Origin of the sequence: Janthinobacterium sp. SUN026 (assembly GCF_030397625.1) — a bacterium.
Taxonomy (GTDB): domain Bacteria; phylum Pseudomonadota; class Gammaproteobacteria; order Burkholderiales; family Burkholderiaceae_D; genus Janthinobacterium; species Janthinobacterium kumbetense.
In genome coordinates this window covers 67,893-87,896 of sequence record NZ_JAPQNU010000007.1, presented here as the reverse complement: position 1 = coordinate 87,896, position 20,004 = coordinate 67,893, and the positions used below count along the sequence as shown (strand labels likewise).

16 protein-coding genes are annotated in these 20,004 nt (G+C 61.1%); 6 read left to right on the top strand and 10 right to left on the bottom strand.

The genetic code is table 11. The features are described 5' to 3' along the window. Nucleotides 1-22 precede the first annotated feature (22 nt). Nucleotides 23-439: a hypothetical protein gene (locus OX459_RS24990; RefSeq protein WP_289906964.1), complete on the bottom strand. Its 417-nt coding sequence runs from the start codon at nt 437-439 to the stop codon at nt 23-25. Between the two features lie 383 nt (nt 440-822). Between OX459_RS24990 and OX459_RS24985 the strand changes: the two genes are divergently transcribed. After that, entirely contained in the window at nt 823-1,086 is a 264-nt protein-coding gene (locus OX459_RS24985; protein ID WP_289900520.1) for a hypothetical protein, read from the top strand. Between the two features lie 138 nt (nt 1,087-1,224). After that, nucleotides 1,225-1,623 (top strand): hypothetical protein, encoded by a 399-nt coding sequence (locus tag OX459_RS24980; protein WP_289906963.1) that lies wholly within the window; start codon nt 1,225-1,227, stop codon nt 1,621-1,623. Between the two features lie 89 nt (nt 1,624-1,712). Here the strand turns inward: OX459_RS24980 and OX459_RS24975 are convergent, their stop codons facing one another. Beyond that, nucleotides 1,713-5,294, bottom strand: coding sequence for a M1 family aminopeptidase (locus OX459_RS24975; protein ID WP_289906962.1), 3,582 nt, complete (start codon nt 5,292-5,294; stop codon nt 1,713-1,715). A gap of 10 nt (nt 5,295-5,304) precedes the next feature. Continuing rightward, complete coding sequence (locus tag OX459_RS24970; protein WP_289906960.1) at nt 5,305-6,222, bottom strand: ABC transporter ATP-binding protein; 918 nt, start codon at nt 6,220-6,222, stop codon at nt 5,305-5,307. Between the two features lie 257 nt (nt 6,223-6,479). Between OX459_RS24970 and OX459_RS24965 the strand changes: the two genes are divergently transcribed. Next, nucleotides 6,480-6,989 (top strand): GNAT family N-acetyltransferase, encoded by a 510-nt coding sequence (locus OX459_RS24965; protein ID WP_289906959.1) that lies wholly within the window; start codon nt 6,480-6,482, stop codon nt 6,987-6,989. A gap of 6 nt (nt 6,990-6,995) precedes the next feature. On the opposite strand, the gene OX459_RS24960 is transcribed toward OX459_RS24965, so the two are convergent. Continuing rightward, entirely contained in the window at nt 6,996-7,844 is an 849-nt protein-coding gene (locus tag OX459_RS24960; RefSeq protein ID WP_099666128.1) for a hypothetical protein, read from the bottom strand. 227 nt (nt 7,845-8,071) lie between these two features. Here OX459_RS24960 and OX459_RS24955 point away from each other — a divergent pair, with 227 nt between their 5' ends. Continuing rightward, nucleotides 8,072-8,809 carry a metallophosphoesterase family protein gene (locus OX459_RS24955; RefSeq protein ID WP_289906958.1) on the top strand — a complete coding sequence of 246 codons (738 nt, stop codon included), beginning with the start codon at nt 8,072-8,074 and terminating at the stop codon, nt 8,807-8,809. On the opposite strand, the gene OX459_RS24950 is transcribed toward OX459_RS24955, so the two are convergent. From OX459_RS24950 to OX459_RS24930, 5 genes are all read right to left on the bottom strand, one after another. Next, nucleotides 8,810-10,153 carry a sigma-54 dependent transcriptional regulator gene (locus OX459_RS24950; protein WP_077398169.1) on the bottom strand — a complete coding sequence of 448 codons (1,344 nt, stop codon included), beginning with the start codon at nt 10,151-10,153 and terminating at the stop codon, nt 8,810-8,812. Continuing rightward, complete coding sequence (locus OX459_RS24945; protein ID WP_289906957.1) at nt 10,146-12,056, bottom strand: ATP-binding protein; 1,911 nt, start codon at nt 12,054-12,056, stop codon at nt 10,146-10,148. The genes OX459_RS24950 and OX459_RS24945 overlap by 8 nt, the downstream gene beginning before the upstream one ends. 121 nt (nt 12,057-12,177) lie before the next feature. Further along, nucleotides 12,178-13,167, bottom strand: a complete 990-nt coding sequence (locus tag OX459_RS24940) for a porin (RefSeq protein ID WP_289906956.1) — start codon at nt 13,165-13,167, stop codon at nt 12,178-12,180. A 108-nt stretch (nt 13,168-13,275) separates the two neighbouring features. Then, nucleotides 13,276-14,589 carry a dicarboxylate/amino acid:cation symporter gene (locus OX459_RS24935; protein ID WP_077398166.1) on the bottom strand — a complete coding sequence of 438 codons (1,314 nt, stop codon included), beginning with the start codon at nt 14,587-14,589 and terminating at the stop codon, nt 13,276-13,278. A gap of 384 nt (nt 14,590-14,973) precedes the next feature. Continuing rightward, a complete protein-coding gene (locus OX459_RS24930; protein ID WP_289906955.1) occupies nt 14,974-17,307 on the bottom strand; it encodes a catecholate siderophore receptor Fiu in 2,334 nt (777 codons plus the stop codon). Between the two features lie 291 nt (nt 17,308-17,598). On the opposite strand from OX459_RS24930, the gene nudC reads away from it, so the two are divergent. Together nudC and folE are read left to right on the top strand one after the other, a co-directional pair. Beyond that, on the top strand, nt 17,599-18,438 hold the full coding sequence (gene nudC / locus OX459_RS24925; RefSeq protein ID WP_289907060.1) for an NAD(+) diphosphatase: 840 nt from the start codon (nt 17,599-17,601) through the stop codon (nt 18,436-18,438). A 74-nt stretch (nt 18,439-18,512) separates the two neighbouring features. Continuing rightward, on the top strand, nt 18,513-19,076 hold the full coding sequence (folE, locus tag OX459_RS24920; protein WP_099666133.1) for a GTP cyclohydrolase I FolE: 564 nt from the start codon (nt 18,513-18,515) through the stop codon (nt 19,074-19,076). A 57-nt stretch (nt 19,077-19,133) separates the two neighbouring features. Here the strand turns inward: folE and OX459_RS24915 are convergent, their stop codons facing one another. Next, a complete protein-coding gene (locus tag OX459_RS24915; protein ID WP_289906954.1) occupies nt 19,134-19,976 on the bottom strand; it encodes a helix-turn-helix transcriptional regulator in 843 nt (280 codons plus the stop codon). Between the last annotated feature and the right edge of the window lie 28 nt (nt 19,977-20,004).

Below are 20,004 nucleotides of genomic sequence, written 5' to 3'. Positions count from 1 at the left end.
GCGCTGTCATGGCCGCGGAGACTCAATTGCGCAGCCGCATCTCCAGGCTGTAGCTGGCCACGGCATTCCTGCGCGCCGCATTGCGCATCAAATACACCTGCACCGTGTACTCGCCATCGGCCGGCAGTGTTGCCTCGTAACTGTTGCCGCCGCTCGAGCCGATGAACAGGGCGTCCTCCTGCCCGGCTTGACGGAGGTTGAAATAATTCGACGGTTGATTGGTCTTGAGCTTGACGCCGAGAGTCTGGCCCGCCTTGCCTGCCAGCGTGTATTCGGCCGTGGCATAGCCCTTGATCTTGCCTTTCACGCTGAGCGCAGCCTTGCCTGCCGTTAGCTCTACTGTTTCCTTGTGGACAGCATCGGCGCTCCAGGCGGGCGCCGTGAAAACGAGGGCCGCCAGCAGCAGGCTGGCGCGGATGGGCAGGTGACGATGCAGCATAAGCAATTCCCCTTGAACGTGGTGCCGGCGCTCTCGCCGACGATACCGTCCATCTTACGCCAGGCTTTGCCTGTACCGCAGTGCCATCCGCATTTCCATCGCATGGTGCGGATTGCGCTTCTCTTCAAGCCCCGGTTTGAATAAAACAAAATACAAATATTCTTATGATATTTTCGCATAAGGAGAATAATCGCTTTGCCATTGTTTATTTCGCCAATAAAGTTATTTTGGCGATTGTTTATGCGATGGTATATTGTTTGCAATGTTTCTCTGAATAAATTTTATCGGAGGGCTGCATTGCATGTAATTCAAGCATGCGATGAATACGAATCTGATGGAAGACATGCTATTTACCGATATCGTGTTTTCTGCAGACGTGGCGCATGGACATTTTCCATGCTGATGTAATTACTGGAGTAAGAATGCAAGTTTTATCGGAAATGGAAATTCAAGACATCTCGGGCGGTCGTGCATTTTGTTCGGATAGCATGTCGTCGAGCGAATATACCGCCACGGCAGGTTTCTGGGGCGGTGTCGGCACTGTCGGTGCGGGCGTGGCTACCGTGCCAGGCGGCCAGGCGCTCGGTGGCGGCATCTTGATTGGCGCCGGCGTGATGTATGCCTATAATTCCTATTGTTCGGCATAAGCGGACAGATAATGGCGGGTTGAACATGCCCGCTTGATGTATGCCGCTGCTCGTAACGTGGCCGCAATATGCTGTGCGTATATTGCGGCTATTGGTGCGCAGATAATGTCACTGGCTTAATTGAAGAAAAATCTTGCAATGCATATAGCTGTCGATTCATCAGGTTCGCAATGGCTGGTTCTGGAGCGCATATTCGGGAAGGAAAAGGGATGGCTGCTTGCATCGCTGGCGAATTTTCAAAAAAGAAAATATCTATTTCTCTTGTGCGATGTGCTGGCATTGATTTCCATCCTGATCGGACTGGCGTGGACTTTGTATCCAGGACGTATTTTTCTGCAATCTTTTCCAGTCAGCATAGTGTTGTTGCTACTGGCCGGCAAAGGGCTGCGTTTTAAAACGGCCGCCGTGCCGCCCGTGGCCTGCCGGGAACGACTGGATATCTTTTTAAAAATCCATCTGGGGCTATTGCTCCTTGCCATGGTGTTCTGTGTGGTACAGGTGGGCTGTGCGCTGCGCCAGATCTTTTTTCTGGCCTGAAAAAGTACCGGGTCCGCCGTAAAAAAAACAGGCCGCGCTATCACGGATAGGGCGGCCTGTTTGCGTTGCATCAAGGTTTCATTGCAGCCTTAATTCACGCTGACTTCCTTGCGGTTATCGCGCGAGACCCGGTCGATCATCTTGTTGTACGGATCGACACCCACTTCAAATGGTTTTTCCTTCACCGTGATGGTGACCACGGGGTCGCTGCCGGACAACATGCGCTTGTCGGTGAACAAGACTTTTTCATCCTTCTCCCCGGCGCCCGGCGCGCGCGCGAAGATGGCGATCTCCACCGGTTCGTCGTAGGCGCGCGGGCTTTCCTTGCCCTTGCCGTCGGACTCCAGCTTGGCCAGGTGCAATTGCATGGTGACATCCCACTGGCCATCCGGGCGCTTGACGGCCGTCGCTTGCGTGACGCGGTTATCGTAGAACACGATCTTCTCGAACAGGTCCGTGATCAGGGCTTGCTTGTCCTGCGGTGCTTCGGCGCGGATATAGGCCAGCAATTCCGACGACGTGGTGAACGGCACCTGCTGGTAACCCTTGTCCTGCAGATAGCGTTTCAGGGCACGGTTCAGGGCGGCTTCGCCGATTTCATCGCGCAGGCGGTAGAACACCAGGCTGCCCTTGTTGTAGTGGATGTATTGCTGTCCCTCTACACGCGCCAGCGGCAATTCCTCGATGGCTTCGCCGCCGCGTCCGCTCAGATAGCGGTCCAGTTCATAGCGCAGGAAGCGGCGCATCTTGTCGCGGCCGTATTCCTTTTCCATCACCATCAAGGCCGAGTATTGCGCCAGCGATTCCATCAGCATGCTGGCGCCCTGCACATTGGCGCCGATCACCTGGTGGCCCCACCACTGGTGCGCCATTTCATGCGCCGTGACGTAAAACACATAGTCGATGTCATCCTTGTTGCGCAGGTCGGCGATGAAGCCGATGCCTTCCGAATACGGAATCGTGTTGGCAAACGACTGGGCGAAGCTCTGGTAGCCGGGGAATTCCAGGATGCGCACCTGCTTGTGCTGGTAGGGCGTAAACTCGGTGCTGTAATAGTCGAGCGACTTTTGCACGGACGTGATCATGCGATCCGTGTTGTAGCCGTGTTTCTTGTCGAAATAAATTTCGATCGGCAAGCCGCGCCACGCACCTTTCTTGACTTCCCAGCGCGCCGACAGGTAGGCAAAGAACGGCAGCATCGGCTGGTCCATCTTGTAGCGGTAATAGCGGCGGCCATCCTTTTCCCAGCTGCCTTGCAGATAGCCGGGCGCCAGGGCGATCTGCTCGCCGCTGGTGGACACCGTCGTGTCGAAATGGATCCAGTCGGCATCGCCGCCCAGCACCGTGTTGCCATACGCGGACGTGTCTTCCAGCTTGGCCATGCGCTGCGGTTCGCCCAGGCCCCGCTTGCGGCGTTCATTGCGGTCAAGCAATTCCATTTCCTTCGCATAGCCGAAGTGGGGGAAATAAGCCTGGTTGTTGAAGAAGCTGCCGTTCAGGTTGACCTGGTCCGGCGCGCCGCTGTTGGTGAAACCCTGGTGCGTGACGGCTACCGTGAAGTCCAGCGGCAGGGTGGCGCCGGGCGCCAGCGCTTGCGCCAGCTTGAGGATGCTGAAACCGAGCTCCTTGTCGTCGAGTACGACCTTGTGCGCCGGCAAGTTCAACCACGTCGTCTTCAGTTGCGGGTCGAGCTGGATGCGCAGGGTATCGAGTGGCTGCGCCGTCTTGTTTTGCAGCACATAATGGCCCTTGATCAAGACTTTACGCTGCTCAGGATAAATATCCACATTGGCCTGGACTTCCGTGATCTTCGGCTGGGGCAAGTGCTGGTAGCGCTGGTACAGTTTTTCGTAGCGCGCCTGCTTGTCCATGCCGATGTTCGACGTCTCGTACTTGTTCAGCACGTTCGTGTTGTAGAAGATCCAGCCGCCCGTGCCTGCCCAGCACAGCAGCACCACGGCCAGCGCGGCGCCTGCACGGCCCTGCAGGCGCTGATGGGCCAGGCCCACGCGCGCGCGCCAGCCGTTCGGCAGGCCGCGCACCCAGAACGCCTGCGCCAGCATGACGAGGGCCACGGTAAACAGGCTCCAGTACAGCGCGAACCAGGCCCAGCCCGTCAAGAAGTGGCCATAGCCATTCATGTCCGAATACGGGATGGCCGGCGTGCCGCCAAACGCGTACAGATTGTGTTCGAAGTGCAGCATGCCCTGCACGGCTTGCGCCACCATCAGCAGGATCACCAGCAGGTAGCCGATGAACTTGTTATTCGACAACACTTGCAGGGTGAGCGCGCACAAGCCCATCAGCACGAAGAAGAGGGCGCCCAGCAGGGTGCCTTTCAGGTACAGCCCCAGTTCCACGGGCGCGCCGCCCTTGACGAGCTGGAAGCCGATGGCCGTGAGGACGCCCGCCAGCAGGTAGCCGGCGATGACGCCGATCAGGGCCGTGCATTTGGCCAGCAGGGGAACCCAGTCGGGCACGGGCATGGCGTCGCTGACGTCGGCCATCCTCGCTTGCCGTTCCTTGAAGATCAGTTCGCCCGCATAGAAGGTGACGATGATGATCAGGAGGAAGCTGAAGCTGTTGCTGATCTGCTGTAACAGCAAATGTGTCATCGGATACACGGCCGTGCCATACATATTCTTGCCGACATTCGCGGCAGCGATCAGGTTGATCATGCCGAACAGCAGCATGACGAGGAAGGGCAGGCTCTTGAAGACGCCGACGGCGTCGAAGCGCAGGATTTGCCACCACTGGCGCCAGGCCGTCGCGGCCGTCAAGGTGGGGACGCTGCGCGGCAGGTCCCGCGGCGCCGTGACGGCGGGGCCGCTCGTTTCGGCCTTGTGCTTGCCGAACAGGCGTTTTCCCGTGCCCGTGCGCTGCGGCTTGAACAGGATCACGGTGGCGGCGAACAGCACCGCCGTGATACCCAGCCACAGCAGGCGGTTGGCCAGCAGGAAGCCGGCAAACGGCGGCAGCCCCGCGTTCGCTTCGGCGGACGTGAAGTAGCGCGTCATGCGGCCCAGGGCGCGCATGCCGAACGGGTCGAGCAGGACGGCGATCCATTCGTTGTTGATGTCGCGCGTAAAGGCGCCGGCCGTGCCCCACAGCACGAAAAAGCCCAGCACGCCCACGTAGACCAGCATCATCGAGCGCGTGGTGGCCGCCAGCAGCATCAGCAGGGCGCCGATGAAGAGCAGGTTGGGGATCACCATCACGGCGAAGCTCCACGCATACGCCTGCAGCGGGAACGCGCCCACGCGCTGCGCATCGACCCAGGGCATGAGGGGGCCGAGCATGGTGCCGAAGGCGATGCAGGCGAAGATGACCAGGCAGGCGACAAAGCCGGCGGCGAAGCGGCCGAACAGGTAATCCCATTTACGCATGGGCGTGGCGAACAGCATGTCGGCCATGCCCACTTCGCTGTCGCGCAGCACGGCGCCGGCGATGAAGATGGTGATGAGCAACATCGACAGCAGGCTGAACATCGTCAGCAGCTGCGCCACCACGGTGGGCGCATTGCGGTTGATGTTGCCGATGGCGCCGCCGATCTGGATCGAATCGCTGCTGCTGGCGCCAAAGGCCAGCAAGGCCAGGATGACGGCAAATACCCACAGCAGCGGCTGTTTCAGCTGATAGCCGAGGTCAAACTTGAAAAATTCCTTCCACATGGCGCGCTCCTTACGCCGCGATGGCGGACGGTGCCGCAGCGGGAACGGCGGCGCCGTTGCGGGCAGCGTTGCGCACATGCAAGAAGTACACGTCTTCCAGGTCCGGGGCGATCTGCACGAAGCCGCTGTCGGGCTGGCTGTCGGCATACACATTGATTTGCGGCTTGCCGCCCACCAGGCGCGTCGACAGCACATTGTGCGACTGCTGGTACTGCGCCAGCTCGTCCATGCCGACGCTGCGGCGCCACACCTTGCCGAGCAGGGTGTCGATGGCCGCCTGCGGCTCGCCTTGCACCAGCACTTGCCCCTTGACGATCATGGCCATGCGCGGGCACAGGTCCGTCACGTCGTCGACGATGTGGGTCGACAGGATCACCACCACCTGTTCGCCGATCTTCGCCAGCAGGTTCAGGAAGCGGTTGCGTTCGTCCGGGTCCAGGCCGGCCGTCGGCTCATCGACGATCACCAGGCGCGGCGCGCCCAGCAGCGCCTGGGCGATGCCGAAGCGCTGGCGCATGCCGCCCGAATACGTGCCCAGGTTGCGCTTGCGCGCTTCCCACAGATTGGTTTGCTGCAACAGGGCTTCCACTGCTTCCTTGCGCGGGCCCTTCTCCGTCAAGCCTTTCAGGACGGCAAAGTGGTTGAGCAGGGTTTCCGCGCTGACCTTCGGATACACGCCGAAATCCTGCGGCAGATAGCCGAGCTGGCGGCGCAGGCCGGCCTTGTCCTGCAGCACATCGATGCCATCGAAATGGATGCTGCCGCTATCGGGATCTTGCAATGTCGCAATGGTGCGCATCAGCGAGGACTTGCCCGCGCCGTTAGGCCCCAGCAAGCCGAACATTCCGTTGGGAATCTCCAGGCTGACATTGTTGATGGCCTTGACGCCATTCGCATACGTTTTGTTCAGCTGTTTGATCGATAGCATGTGCAGCACTCTCCAGAGCTTGGGTATGAAAGCCGGCAGATGCGTGTCTGCCGGTCTGTGGAAGGGGATCACCCTTGTTTTTCGTCAACCGCGATGGCGGATGTTACTTAAAAACAATAATATATAACCAATTGGAAGAAAATTAATGCTTTTGCGACCAAGGGAGGAAATGCAGGCATGAAATGCGGGAGGGCGGGGGTGAGTGACGGTGATAAGATCGCGGACTGGATGGGCGCCATCGTGCGGGAAAGCTCTTCATGCATGCAATAAACAAGGTCATCGCGTTGCGCGCCATTGCCCCGGGCGAAGAGGGCGCATTGGCGCAGCTGTTTCAACTGTACTGCTATGACAATTCCGCCTGGAGCGGCGAGGCGCTGCTGGCCGGTGGCCGCTATGACGTGTGCGACGCGGGGCTGGCGTCGTATGTGCACGCAGCCGGCCACACGGCCAGCTGGATCGAGGTCGATGGCGAACTGGCCGGCTTTTTCCTCACGGAACCTGGCATGGCGGGTGAGCTGCCGGTGCAGGAATTCAGCGACTTTTTTGTCCTGAAGAAATACCGGCGCCGGGGCGTGGCGCTGGAAGTGGTACGCAGGGTGCTGCTGGACAGCGCGCAGACGTGGCTGGTGGCGACATTCCGCGACGATGCCGCTGCCTGCGCGTTCTGGCATCACGCGTTTGCGCGTCTGCCGTTTGCCAGGGTCGAGGCGTATGACGACCCTGCCTTGCCGCAGTTCCAGCTGACCTTGCTGAAACCGGCGGCTTGAGCGCGTTTAGAAGCGTACTTTCACATACGCCGACGGCCCCGTCAGGCGCACGTTCAGGTCGGCATCGCGTTCGCTGTCGCGGTGCAGCTTGATTTTCGAAATGCCGTAGTCGGCCACGAAACCGATATTTTTGAACGGAAACCATTCCACGCCGATATTGCCGCCGTAGATGTGGCCGTTGATGCGCCCGCCGTTTTTCTTGATGCCCGACGCTTCCGCATACATGCGCAAGTCCGGTGTAAACGCGTGGCGCCAGCCCACTTCCAGCAGCGGCGCGAACGCGTGCTCGCCGATGGAATCGCGCGCCGTGGCCGTCTCGCCATTGACGATGCCGGTGGCCGTGCCATTCAGGCTGGCGTGGTAGTAGGCGGCGCCCAGGCCGATGCCGAAGGTATCGTTGCCGCTGCCCAGCCACCATTTATAGGCCAGCTTGGCCAGGTCCAGTTTTAAATCGGCATTCGCCGTGGCCGTGCCCGTGACGGGCTGGCCATTGATGATGGTGTCGCCTGTCAGGCTTGGCGTGTAGGATTTGTCGTAGCGGTAGTAGTCGAATGCCAGGCCATGGCGGTCGCCGATCAGCAAGTCCGCCTTGATGCGGGGGATGGTCGTGTGGCTTTGCTTCGATTCGGGCGCATCGATGCGGCCAAACTGCGTGTCGGCGCCGATATTGATGCGCGGATCGGCGGAAAACGCCCCCACCGAGATGCTGACGCGATCCAGCGCGGGCGACGGTTCCGCCCGCGCCGTGGCGGCGGCCGTGGCGACACCCAGCACGCCCAGCATCATGGTGCTGCGCAAGGCAAGATGGCGCAAACGTGGCGGGGTCAGGCGGGCGGGAACGGGCGTGGCAAACATGGGGCTACTCCTCAAAATAAAGTGAACGGGCCGCGACGTCGGGGCGGCTGGCGTGATGCGGTAATGCAATGAGGAAATGGTAGCAATTGTTACTTTTGGATCACGTAGCCGCACGACGCAAATTCCCGTCGGATTTGTCCTACCGTGTGTAAGAGCCGGTACACATGCCGGCATTGCCTGCAAGGGGGAACGCGGGCAGAATGGTGTGTACGAGGAGGAGACACCGCATGAAAATTGCCGCCATTTCCGATATTCACGGCAACCTCGATGCGCTCGAGGCCGTGCTGGCCGACATCGCCCTGCGTGGCGTGGACATGATCGTCAACCTGGGCGATATCGTCTCGGGCCATCTGCAGCCGCGCGCCACGGCGGCGCGCCTGATGGGGCTGGACTTGCCCACCATCCGCGGCAACCACGAGCGGCAATTGTTCGGCGACCCGGCCCGCATGGGCGTGTCGGACGCTTTTGCGCGCGCGCAGCTGTTGCCTGAACAACTCGCGTGGATCAATGCCCTGCCTGCCACCTTGCGCTTGCGCAAGGATGTGCTGCTCGTGCATGGCACGCCGCAAAGCGATCTCGTGTATTTTCTCGACAGCGTCACGCCGCAAGGCAGCCGTGCCGCCACGCCGGACGAGGTGGCCGAACGGGCGGGGACGACGGACGCGGCCCTGATCCTGTGCGGCCACACGCACATGCCGCGCCAGGTGCGCTTGCCCGATGGCAGACTGGTCGTCAATCCGGGCAGCGTGGGCTTGCAAGCCTACGACGACGAACATGGTTATCCGCACGTGATGGAAAACGGCACGCCGCATGCGCGCTATGCGATCGCCGAACAGGGCACCGATGGTGCCTGGACGGCGCAGTTGCACGCCGTGGTATATGACTGGGAAAAGGCAGCCCGGCTGGCGCTGGCGAACGGGCGGCCCGACTGGGCCGCGCCCTTGCGCACGGGCCGGGTCGGCTGATCAGCGGAACTCTTCGGCCACCAGGTTGTACTTCTGCATCTTGTGGTACAAGGTTTGCTTCGGCAAGCCGAGCACTGCGCTCACTTCGCTGACGTTGCCGGAATATGCGCGCAGTTCCTGTTCGATCAGTGCGCGTTCGAAGCCGTTGACCTGCTCCGCCAGCGACAGGGGACTGGCCAGCCCGGCCGCCAGCAAGCTCGAGGCGCCGCCGGCGATGCCCAGCACGAAACGGTCGGCGATATTGCGCAGCTCGCGCACATTGCCGGGCCAGGAATGGGCCATCAGGTTGCGCATCTGCGCGCTGGAGACGACGGGCGCGGCGCGGTTGTAGCGGGCGGCGGCGGCCAGCACGAAGTGTTCGAACAGGATGGGAATGTCCTCGCGCCGTTCGCGCAGCGGCGGCAGATGCAGCACGATCAGATTCAGGCGGTAGTACAGGTCGCTGCGGAATTTCTGTTGCTGCGACAAGTCTTCCAGGTCCAGCTTGGCCGCCGCGATGACGCGCACGTCGACGGGCGTGGGCACGTTCGAGCCCAGGCGCTCGATATAGCGTTCCTGCAGCACGCGCAGCAATTTGACTTGCAGGGACAGGGGCAGCGATTCGATTTCGTCGAGGAAAAACGTGCCTTGATCCGCGTGCTCGATCTTGCCCACCTGCCGCTTGGCCGCGCCCGTGAACGCGCCCGGTTCGTGGCCGAAGACTTCGCTTTCAAAAATGCTTTCGGGAATCGCGCCGCAGTTGACGGCGACGAAGTTGTGCTTGCGGCGGTGGCTGAAGTCATGCAGGCAGCGCGCCACCATTTCCTTGCCCGTGCCTGTGTCGCCATAGATCAGCACGTCGGCCGGTTCGTCGGCAACGTCGAGTATCAGGCGCCGTATGTCGCGCATCGCCACGGAATTGCCCAGCAGGCGAGCTTCGATGCCGCCACCGTCCTCGAGCTGGCGGCGCAGGCTGTGCACTTCCAGGGTCAGGCGCCGCGTTTCCAGCGCGCGCAGGATGACGTCGACCAGTTGCTCGGATGAATACGGCTTTTCGATGAAATCGTAGGCGCCCGTGCGCATGGCGTGTACGGCCATCGTGATGTCGCCGTGGCCCGTGACGAGGATCACGGGCAGGTTGGCGTCGAGCGTCTTGACCGCTTGCAGCAATTCCAGGCCGCTCATGCCGGGCAGGCGCACGTCGCTGACGACGATGCCGGGGAAATCCGGCGTCAGCAGTTTATAGGCCAGCTCGGCCGAGTGAAACGCCAGCACGTCCAGGCCGGCCAGCTGCAGTGCCTGCTCGCTGCCTTCGCGTACGGTGGGGTCGTCCTCGACCAGCAAGACCTTCAAGCCGTCAAACATGTTTTTCCTCCTGCGTTGCAATCTGTAGTTCGATGGTGAAGATGGCGCCGCCGCCGGGGGCGTTTTCGGCGCGCAGCACGCCGCCGAACTGGCGCGTGATCTGTTCGGAAATGGCCAGCCCCAGTCCCAGTCCCAGGCCTTGCGGCTTGGTCGTGAAGAACGGTTCGAACAGGTGTTCGCACACTTCCGTCGACAGGCCAGGTCCCGTGTCGGCCACGTGGATCAGCACGTGCTCCGGCGTGCATTCGACGGCCACGCGCAGGCTGCGCACGTCGCTGCCGTTCATGGCGTCGAGCGCGTTGGCGTACAGGTTCACCAGCACTTGCTCCAGGCGGTTGCTTTCGCACATGGCGAAGATGTCTTCGGGCGGCAGTTGCAAAGTAAAACGCACATTTTCCACCTGCAGCCGGCGTTCGACGAGGAACAGGGCGTTGCTGATCGCCGTGGGGATCGAGACGGAGGTCAGGCTGGTCGTCGATTTGCGCGCAAAAATCTTCAATTGACCCGTAATGGTCCCCATCCTGGCTGCAATTTGCGAGATCTTTGCCAGGTTGCGCCGTGCGTCGTCGAGCCGTCCCCGTTCGAGCAGGATGACGGCATTGTCGGACATGGTGCGCAGCGCCGTCAGCGGCTGGTTGAGTTCATGCGTGATGCTGGCGGACATTTGTCCCAGCACGGCCATCTTGCCGGCTTGAAACAGTTCGTTTTGCGTGATGTGGAGTTTTTGCTCGGCCTTGCTGCGCACGTCGATTTCCTGGCTCAGGCTTTGCGTCATGGCATTGAGTTCGGACGTGCGTTCCTCGACCATGGCTTCCAGGTTGTCATAGGCATGCTGCAGATCTTCGCGGGCGCGCAATTTTTGCGCCACGGCCGCGCGGCGCTGGCGCAGGTAAAAGAACAGCAGCATGAAAAAGCCCAGCAGCACGCAGGAAAAGGCGGCCGCGGCGCGCGCGCTGGCCTTGGCCTGCGCCAGGTCGGACAGGTAAATGAACGTCCAGCCTTGCGGGGACTTGAGCTTGATCTGCGTCATGACGCTCGAGCTGATCTTCGGCGGCGTGTCGGCGTGTTCCTGCTCGCGCACGCTGATCACGCGGGCGCCATTGCCCAGCTGGCGGTCGGAAACGAAGGGGATGGCTGCCAGCTGCTTCGAATAATACTGGCGCGTACGGTTGAGTTCCTCGACGATGGCGGGCGACAGCGGCGCCAGGGTCTTGTATTTCCAGTCCGCCATGGAGCTGAGGAAGATCACGCCGTGCTCGTCGGCCAGCATCACCTTGTCGGCACCTTGCACCCAGCGTTTTTCCAGGTTTTCCAGGTTCACCTTCACCGTTGCCAGGCCCAGCATGTGGCCATTCTGGTAGATGCCGTGGGCAAAGAAATAGCCGGGTTCGAGCCGCGTCGTGCCCACGCCATAGAAGCGGCCCGGCGTGCCGCGCAGGGCGTCCTGGGCGTAGGGGCGGAACGAGATATTGTCGCCAATAAAGCTATCGGGCTGTTGCCAGTTGCTGGCGGCCCGCGTGTTGCCGTCGAGGTTGCTGATGAAAATGGTCGATGATTTCGCCTGAGCATTCATTTGCTCGAGGTAATGGTTGACCGTATCGACCAGCACCGGGTCTTCCGGATGTTGCAGCAGGCGGATGACGTCGCGGTTCAGTTCCAGCGTCTTGGGCAGGAAATCGTATTTTTCCAGCGCATTTTCCAGGCTGCTGACATATACCTCGAGGCGCTGCGCGCCGCTGGCCTGCAGCTTGCCGATGGCGATGCGTTCGGTCCAGAAATACACGAGCCAGACGGTGGCCAGACAGGCGGCCAGCACCACGCCCCAGGCCAGCGTTTCGCGGCCCGACCGTTGCGACAGGCGCTGGCGCCAGGAAAGGGAGGGTTTCGTAGTACTGCTATTCATAAAATCAGCTGCCAACTTGCAAGAACCCACAGTATCGCATTTAAATATTGCGTAAAAAGAAAAAGCCGCCGGATATGCATCCGGCGGCTCACACTTCTATGTCACGGACAGCTCGACGTCCTTAGAAGGTATGGCGCATGCCCAGGTTGAAGCCGCTGTTGCCGGTGCCATTGTCCGTGGCATTGCCGACGACGAAGGTGGCGCCGTTCTTGTTGCTGATGTGGCCGTAACCGGTGTACAGGTCGCTGCGCTTGGACAGGGCGTAGAAGGCGCCGATGGCCCACTGCTGGGCGTCACGGTTGGCGTTGCTCTTGTCGTTGTGGCGGATGTAGGACGCGACCAGCTTGGTGGCGCCGAACGGGGCGCTGAAGCCGAGCAGGATGTCGTTGCTCTTGCTGTTGTCGAGGGCGCGGTTGTCGGCGTAGCCGAAGTTGCCTTGCAGCACGCCAAAGTCGTAACGCGTGGCCAGCAGGGTGTTGCGCGTTTGCTGCGCTACCAAGTTTTCCTTGCGGTGGTGCGTCAGGGTCACGTTCAGCGGACCGTCGATGTAATGCACGGCGCCGCCCATACTGCGGTTTTTCGCATTGTCGCCGGCCACTTCGCCAAAGCCATACGCCAGGTCGGCCGACAGCTTGCTCCAGGTCGGCGTGGTGTATTGCACCATGTTATCGACGCGGATATTCGTCACCATCAGGTTCGATGCCGTGCCGGCCAGGCCGATGACGAACGGATCGGCCACGTCGCGCAGGGCCAGGTAGTACGGGGAATATTGGCGGCCCAGGGTGACGGCGCCGGCGCTGCCGGTCAGGCCGACATATGCCTGGCGGCCGAACAGCAGACCGCCCTGGCCCGAGGTGCCGGTGTCGATATTGAAGCCGCTTTCCAGCACGAAGGTAGCGGCCAGGCCGCCGCCCAGGTCTTCCTTGCCCTTGAAGCCGATGCGCGAGCCGGAAGCGACGCCGGAAGCGACGCGGTTCAGGCGGTCTCCAGCCGCATCCTTGTCGAACACCAGGCCGGCGTCAGCCACGCCGTAGATGGTCACGCTCGATTGGGCCATGGCGCCAGTGGAGGCTGCGCCGAGGGTCAGCAGGGTAAACAGGACTTTTTTCATGAAAATCTCTCTAATAAGTTGGAATGACTACTGATCGCACTACCTGACTGCTTGTTACTCAACATCGACAACAAATAAATGGCCCGCTTGTGGCGGGCCATGGCGCTATCAGGCTTTGCTAGCGTGATCCGCTTCGCCCCAATGGCTTTCCGTGTTCAGGCTGGCCGCGTTGGCTGCGGCGGCTTCTTCCTCGGTGGCCAGGCCACCTTCCCACTTGGCGACGACGGCCGTGGCGACGGCGTTGCCGACCGCGTTGGTGGCCGAACGGCCCATGTCGAGGAATTGGTCGACGCCCATCAGCAGCAGCAAGCCCGCTTCCGGAATATTGAACTGGTTCAGGGTAGCGGCAATCACCACCAGCGAGGCGCGCGGCACGCCGGCCATGCCTTTCGAGGTCAGCATCAGCAGCAGCAGCATGGTGATCTGGGTGCCGATCGACAGGTCGATGCCGTAGGCTTGCGCAATGAACAGCACGGCAAAGGTGCAGTACATCATCGAACCGTCGAGGTTGAAGGAGTAGCCCATTGGCAACACGAAGCTGGAAATCTTGCGGTCCACGCCGAACTGGTCGAGCGCCGTCAGCAGTTTTGGATAGGCCGCTTCCGAGCTGGCCGTCGAGAATGCCAGCAGGAACGGTTCGCGGATCAGGCCGACCAGTTTGAAGATGCGCGGGCCGATGACCACGAAACCGGCGCCGATCAGCAGAGCCCACAGGCACAGCAGGCCAACGTAGAAGCCGCCCATGAACTTGGCAAACGTGACCAGCACGCCCAGGCCGTGGGTGGTGATGACGGAAGCCATCGCGGCGAACACGGCCAGCGGGGCCAGGTTCATGATGGTGCCGGTGATGCGCAGCATGACTTGCGCCAGCTGGTCGACGACGGCCGTCAGGGTCTTGCCCGATTCGCCCAGGCCGGCCAGTGCGCCGCCGAAGAAGATCGAGAATACCAGCACTTGCAGGATTTCATTGTTGGCCATGGCCTCGATCGGCGACTTCGGCACCAGGTGCGTGAAGAAATCTTTCAAGGTGAAGGCGGCCGTTTTCAGATTGGTCGACGCGTGGATGTCCGGCAATGGCAAACCCAGGTTGGTTCCCAGCTGCATCAGGTTCGACAGCACCATGCCCAGCGCCAGCGACACCAGCGAGGCCACCACGAACCAGCACATGGCTTTCAGGCCGATGCGGCCCGCCGTCTTGCCGTCGCCCATGTGGGCGATACCGACGGTCAGGGTGGAGAACACCAGCAGCGCAATGATCATCTTGATCAGGCGCAGGAAGACGTCGGTGACGATAGAAATATTGCCAGCGATTTGAGCGCTGAGCTTGGCATCAGGGAAAGCGGTGTTGCATCCATAGCCCACGGCAATGCCGAGGATCATGGCAATCAGGATGTACAGGGTTAATGGCCGTTTCTTTTTCATTTTGACTCCTCCGGTGAAACGCCGCTGTGAGCGGATTATTGATAGCGAGCAACTCAAGCTTGGAGTCAATATTTCTCAAAAACAAGCCCTTGCGTGCCAGCGATTATTTGCAGCAAAACCTGTACATAGCAAAGGATATGCCTGAAATGGGAATTTGGAACCTAACTTCTTAAGTTGTTGATTTAAGGATGCTTTTTTGTTGTTTAGATGTCGCAACTTGGCGCGCTTGCGCGAAATATTGGACGCGGCGGGACATCGCTGTATGACTTTTCATACGCTAGTCGCGGCAGGGCGGCGGTGCGCCAAAAAGACAAGATTATCAGGACAATAAAAAAGCCCCTCCGAAGAGGGGCTTGATGTGACGCAATGCGTGTTCTCTTGACGTTAGAACTTGATATTCGCCGTCAGGCTGAACGAACGGGGCTGGCCCGGGGTGTAGCGGAAGCCGGACTTGTTGATGGCCGCCACATAGGTCTTGTCGGCCAGGTTGTAGGCGTTCAACTGCACGTCGAGGTTCTTGTTGACGGTGTAGGTTGCCATGGCGTCGAAGACCCAGTAGGCATCCACGCGGGCCGGCGTGCCGACGGCGCCGTCGGTGCCGCGCAGCATTTCACCCACGTAACGCGCGCCGCCGCCGATCTTCAGGCCGAATGGCAGGGTGTACGAAGTCCAGCTGGTGAACGCCTGTTTTGGCGTGTAGGTGAGGTTCTTGTCGCCGCTGGCCGTGAAGACCTTGTTCGACTCGACCTTGGTATTCATGCGGGTGTAGCCGGCGCTGACCAGCCAGTTCGGCATGATTTCGCCCACCACGCCCAGTTCCAGGCCTTGCACGCGTTTCTTGCCGGTCTGGTAATAAATGGTCGAGATGACGGGATCTTGCTCCACTTCATTCTTGACGGTGGTCTGGTAGACGGCGGCCGACAGCGACAGTTTTTGCTTCAGGAAGTCCCACTTGGTGCCGATTTCCTTGGTGATGGTTTCCTGTGGGTCATAGTTCAGGTTTTGCGCGCTGCTGGCGGCGGTGCTCAGGGCAAAATTGGTGCCTGGCGGTGCTTTCGACGTGGCCAGCAAGGCGTACACGCTGCTGTCCGGCGTCGGCTTGTACATGGCCGAGATCTTGCCGTTGGCCAGGGTGTCGCTCAGGGTCAGGTGGGTGGGAATTGGCGTGCCCACTGGCAATGGCTGTACCGCAGGCGCAGTCACGGCCCCTTGCAGGGCGACGGCGTCATACGTGGTGTTGAAATGGTCGAAGCGCACGCCGCCGTTGAAGAGCCACTTGTCGCCGAACTTGATGGTATCGAACACATACAGGCTTTGCGTGTTGACTTCGCCTTCGGTGAAGGCGCCGCTGCGCACAGGGTTGTGGCCGGTGACGGTGTCGCGCGGATTCGGCTTGTACAGGTTCGCTGCCGGCAAGGTGCCCAGGCTGGCGGGCACATAGCTGTAGTTGGTCTGTTTTTCGCTGGTGAACTCGGCGCCGGCCACCACGGAGTGCTTCAGCACGCCCGTGTCGAATTGCGCGCTGACCACGGTCTGGTTGGTCAGGATCGTGTTTTCCTGGTCCTTCACGGTGCGCAGCGAGCGCGCCAGCGTCCAGGTCGACGGATCGGTGGTGACCGGTGTCTTCAGGTTGCCCATGCTGCCCATGAAGGCCGTCAGCAGGTAGTCTTGCTGGGTCTTGCCGTAGCGCGTGGTGTTCTGCAGCTGCACGTTGGGCGAGAAATCATGGTCGATGCGCAAGGTGCCCATGTCGGCCTTGATCTTGTCGTAGTCCGAGGTAGAACCGTAGAAATTCTTCGGATCGACCCTGGCGGCGCTGTTCAGGAAGCTGCGGATGACCGGTTGATCCTTCGTTGGAACGTCCGGTGTCGAGTAGCCCGGCAAGCCGATGGTCGGCACGCCGCCGTCGGGCACGTTGTTTTGATCCACGTGCAGGTAGCTGGCCGTGATGCGCGTTGGTTTACCGATGCCGAAGGTGACGGTGGGCGCGAAGGCCCAGCGCTTGTTCTTGACTTCATCGCGTGCCGGATTGCCGCTGTCCTGCGTCATCAGGTTCAGGCGCAAGGCCGTGCCCGTATCGCTGTCGAGGATGCGGTTCCAGTCGGCCGTGGCGCGTTTCTGCTTGCCGCTGCCCGCCGTCAGCAGCGAATTGAATTTGTTTTCCATGGTGGCCGTCTTGCTGACCAGATTGATCGAGCCAGTCGGCGAGCCGCGGCCGCTGTCGGTGCCCGCCGGGCCCTTCAAGACGTCGATCTGTTCGATGTTGAAGACGTCGCGCGAAATGGAGCCCACGTCGCGCACGCCATCGACATAGATGCTGCCCGACGAATCGAAACCGCGCATGTAGACGGCGTCGCCCGTGTTCGTGTTGCCGTTTTCACCGAGGAAGAAAGTGCCCACGCCCGGCGTGTTGCGCAGCGCATCCGTCAGGGTCAGCGCGCCTTGCTGTTCGATCAATTCCTTCTTGATCACGACGATGGTTTGCGGCGTGTTGACCAGCTCTTCCGTGTATTTCGGCGACGAGGCTTTTTCGGCCTTGAAATCATTTTCCTTGGAACCAATGACCTTGACTTCGTTCAGGGTTTGCTGCGATGCGGGCGCGCTCTGACCGGCCGGATCGGCGGCCTGGGCGGCAACGGGCAGCAGCATCACGGCCAGGGCGGCGCCGATGTGCTGGTTGAAACGGGATTGGACGTGTTTGCGGCTCTTGATTGCCATCTTGCTCTCTCGATAAGGTCAGGTAGTGGTTCCTGGCTGGCTGCGCGACGCTGTGCTGTGGCAAGCGGGCAAGTGGCTGGCGATGGACGGGTTGGCAGACATTGTAATTATTGGGCGCTAATTCGTAAATGAGAATCGTTATCAGTCTCGTTTACGCAACGGATTGGGTGTGCCGTAAAAAAAACACTGTCATGGCCCATGAATGCTTGCTTTGCTGCATGGCCGCTGCTACGCGCGCAGGCGTCCGCCGGCGGGAGTATGATGAGCAACCTTTACAAATTTCCGCCAAGCATGCTGCAGACACCCGATGCCTTCGTCCCCCTGATCGATGCTCCCGAACCGGCCCCGGCGGCAGCAGACACGCTCACCTTCGTCTTTCACCGCGGGCGTTTATTGTTGCGTACCCCCGAGCTGACCCTGCCCACTGCCGCCGAGGCGGCCGCGCTCGATATCGACCTGAGCCGCGCCCAGCCCGTGGGCTTGTGGCAGGGCCGCTATTGCCAGACCGTCTGGACGGATGACGAGGCCTTGCCCGCCGACGGCCCCCTGGCCTGGCACGGCATGCGCTCGCTGTTCCATGCCGTCGACGATGCTTTCCTGGGCCTGGCCAGCCGCGCCGCGCAACTGGCCGAGTGGGCGCGCACGCACTGTCATTGCGGCGTGTGCGCCAGGCCCATGCAGCGCACGCGCGGCGAACGCTGTTTCACCTGCGCGGCCTGCGGCATGCTCGCGTATCCGCGCATTTCGCCCGCCATGATGGTACTCATCCGCAAGGGCGAGCAAGTGCTGCTGGCCATGCACAAGCATTCGCCATCGCAGCGTTTCAGTCCCCTGGCCGGTTTCCTGGAAGCGGGCGAATCGATCGAGGAAGCCGTGCACCGCGAAGTGATGGAAGAGGTGGGCTTGCGCGTGCATAACCTGCAGTACTTCATGAGCCAATCCTGGCCGTTTCCCCATTCGCTGATGATCGCGTTTACGGCCGATTACCTCGATGGCGAGATCCGCCTCGACGAGAACGAGATCGCCGAGGCGCGCTGGTTCGGCCCCGGCGATGCCTGGCCGGAAGCGAGTTCCAGCGTGTCGATTTCCGCGCTGCTGGTGCAGGCGCACCGCCCGCCGGCAGTGCCGTAAAGCGGGGGCTGCTCAGGCAGCTTGCCGCATTTTCTATATACTGGCGGCAATTGCAAATTTTAGGGTGGTTTAGCATGTCTCAAGAATTCTCCGAAAACGACTGGCGCCGGCTCATCAGCAGCTTTGGTGAAGATCCGCAGCGTCCTGGCTTGCTGGAAACGCCGGCGCGCGTGGCAAAAGCCTGGAAGCATTGGACCTCCGGCTATGGCCAGGACCCGGTCGATTTGCTGAAAGCCTTTGAGGATGGCGCGGAACAGTACAACGAGCTGATCGTCGTGCGCGGCATCCCCGTCTACAGCCATTGCGAACACCATCTGGCGCCGTTCTTCGGCAAGGCCACCATCGGCTACGTGCCCAATGGCAAGATCGTCGGCCTGTCGAAATTGACGCGCCTCGTCGATTGCTTCTCCAAGCGCCTGCAAGTGCAGGAGCGCATGACGATGCAGATCGCCAATGCCTTGATGGAAGTGCTGGAACCGAAATCGGTGGGCGTGGTCGTACGCTGCCGCCACCTGTGCATGGAAAGCCGCGGCATCCGCACGCCGGGCGAAGAAACCATCACCTCGGCCATGCTGGGCGAGATGCAGCCGAACCTGGCGCTGCGCACGGAGTTCCTGGCGCTGGCGCGCGAAGTATGATGATTTGAGCGACAATGCAAGACGAAGGCGGCATATGCCGCCTTTTTTTATGCGTTTTTAGATTCTCCTGGATTCCCGTTCCGCCAGGTAGCGGGCCGGCGGCTTGCCCACCGCCTTGCGGAACATGGTGACAAAACCGCTGGTATTTTCATAGCCGAGTTCCAGCCCCACCGCTTTCACGCTGCGCCCTTGCGCCAGCCGTTGCAAGGCCAGGATGACGTGCAATTGCCGGCGCCAGCGGCCCACGCTCATGCCCATTTCCTCCAGGGATTGCCGGGTCATGCTGCGCTCGCTCATGCCGATGCGGCTGGCCCACTCGGCCAGCGTGCGTTTATCGGCAGGCTGCGCCAGCAGCAGGGCGGCCAGGCGGCGCAGCCGCGCATCGCGCGGCATCGGCAAATGCAAGTCTTCCACGGGCGCGGCCGCCAATTCATCGAGCAGGGTGAGCACCAGGCGTTCCTGCGCGCCCTGCAGCGCGGCCAGGGTGGGAAAACCGGCCGCCTTGGCGATCAGTTCGCGCAGCAATGGCGAGACGGCCACGGTGCAGCAGACGGCGGGCAAGGCCGGCGCCATGCCTGGCTCGACAAACAGGCAGTAACATTGCGCCTCGCCCACGCCCTGCGCCGCGTGCATCAGGCCGCCCGGTATCCACACGGCGCACTGGGGCGGCACGATCCACACGCCGCTTTCCACCTCGCAATGAATCACGCCCCGCGTGGCATACAGCAGCTGTCCCTTGCGGTGCTGGTGCGGCGCCTGTTCCGCATCCTCGCGCACGCTGGCCAGGCCCACGGCCAGCAAGGGTCGCAGCACGCCATCGACATCGAAATCGAGGATGGAGGCGTCGTCGTCCAGGCCCAGGCGGGGCGTCAGCATGCTGGGCAAAAGGGGATGGGGCATGGGAAGACTTTGGCTGGATTGAATAATA

Coding starts and splice junctions, on each gene's coding strand:
- OX459_RS24955 (WP_289906958.1), top strand. CDS start 8,072: ATGAAAATTGCCGCCATTTCCGATATTCACGGCAACCTCGATGCGCTC.
- OX459_RS24985 (WP_289900520.1), top strand. CDS start 823: ATGGACATTTTCCATGCTGATGTAATTACTGGAGTAAGAATGCAAGTT.
- OX459_RS24950 (WP_077398169.1), bottom strand. CDS start 10,153: ATGTTTGACGGCTTGAAGGTCTTGCTGGTCGAGGACGACCCCACCGTA.
- OX459_RS24940 (WP_289906956.1), bottom strand. CDS start 13,167: ATGAAAAAAGTCCTGTTTACCCTGCTGACCCTCGGCGCAGCCTCCACT.
- OX459_RS24990 (WP_289906964.1), bottom strand. CDS start 439: ATGCTGCATCGTCACCTGCCCATCCGCGCCAGCCTGCTGCTGGCGGCC.
- OX459_RS24960 (WP_099666128.1), bottom strand. CDS start 7,844: ATGTTTGCCACGCCCGTTCCCGCCCGCCTGACCCCGCCACGTTTGCGC.
- OX459_RS24930 (WP_289906955.1), bottom strand. CDS start 17,307: ATGGCAATCAAGAGCCGCAAACACGTCCAATCCCGTTTCAACCAGCAC.
- OX459_RS24965 (WP_289906959.1), top strand. CDS start 6,480: ATGCATGCAATAAACAAGGTCATCGCGTTGCGCGCCATTGCCCCGGGC.
- OX459_RS24970 (WP_289906960.1), bottom strand. CDS start 6,222: ATGCTATCGATCAAACAGCTGAACAAAACGTATGCGAATGGCGTCAAG.
- OX459_RS24980 (WP_289906963.1), top strand. CDS start 1,225: ATGCATATAGCTGTCGATTCATCAGGTTCGCAATGGCTGGTTCTGGAG.
- folE (WP_099666133.1), top strand. CDS start 18,513: ATGTCTCAAGAATTCTCCGAAAACGACTGGCGCCGGCTCATCAGCAGC.
- OX459_RS24945 (WP_289906957.1), bottom strand. CDS start 12,056: ATGAATAGCAGTACTACGAAACCCTCCCTTTCCTGGCGCCAGCGCCTG.
- OX459_RS24975 (WP_289906962.1), bottom strand. CDS start 5,294: ATGTGGAAGGAATTTTTCAAGTTTGACCTCGGCTATCAGCTGAAACAG.
- OX459_RS24915 (WP_289906954.1), bottom strand. CDS start 19,976: ATGCCCCATCCCCTTTTGCCCAGCATGCTGACGCCCCGCCTGGGCCTG.
- OX459_RS24935 (WP_077398166.1), bottom strand. CDS start 14,589: ATGAAAAAGAAACGGCCATTAACCCTGTACATCCTGATTGCCATGATC.
- nudC (WP_289907060.1), top strand. CDS start 17,599: ATGCTGCAGACACCCGATGCCTTCGTCCCCCTGATCGATGCTCCCGAA.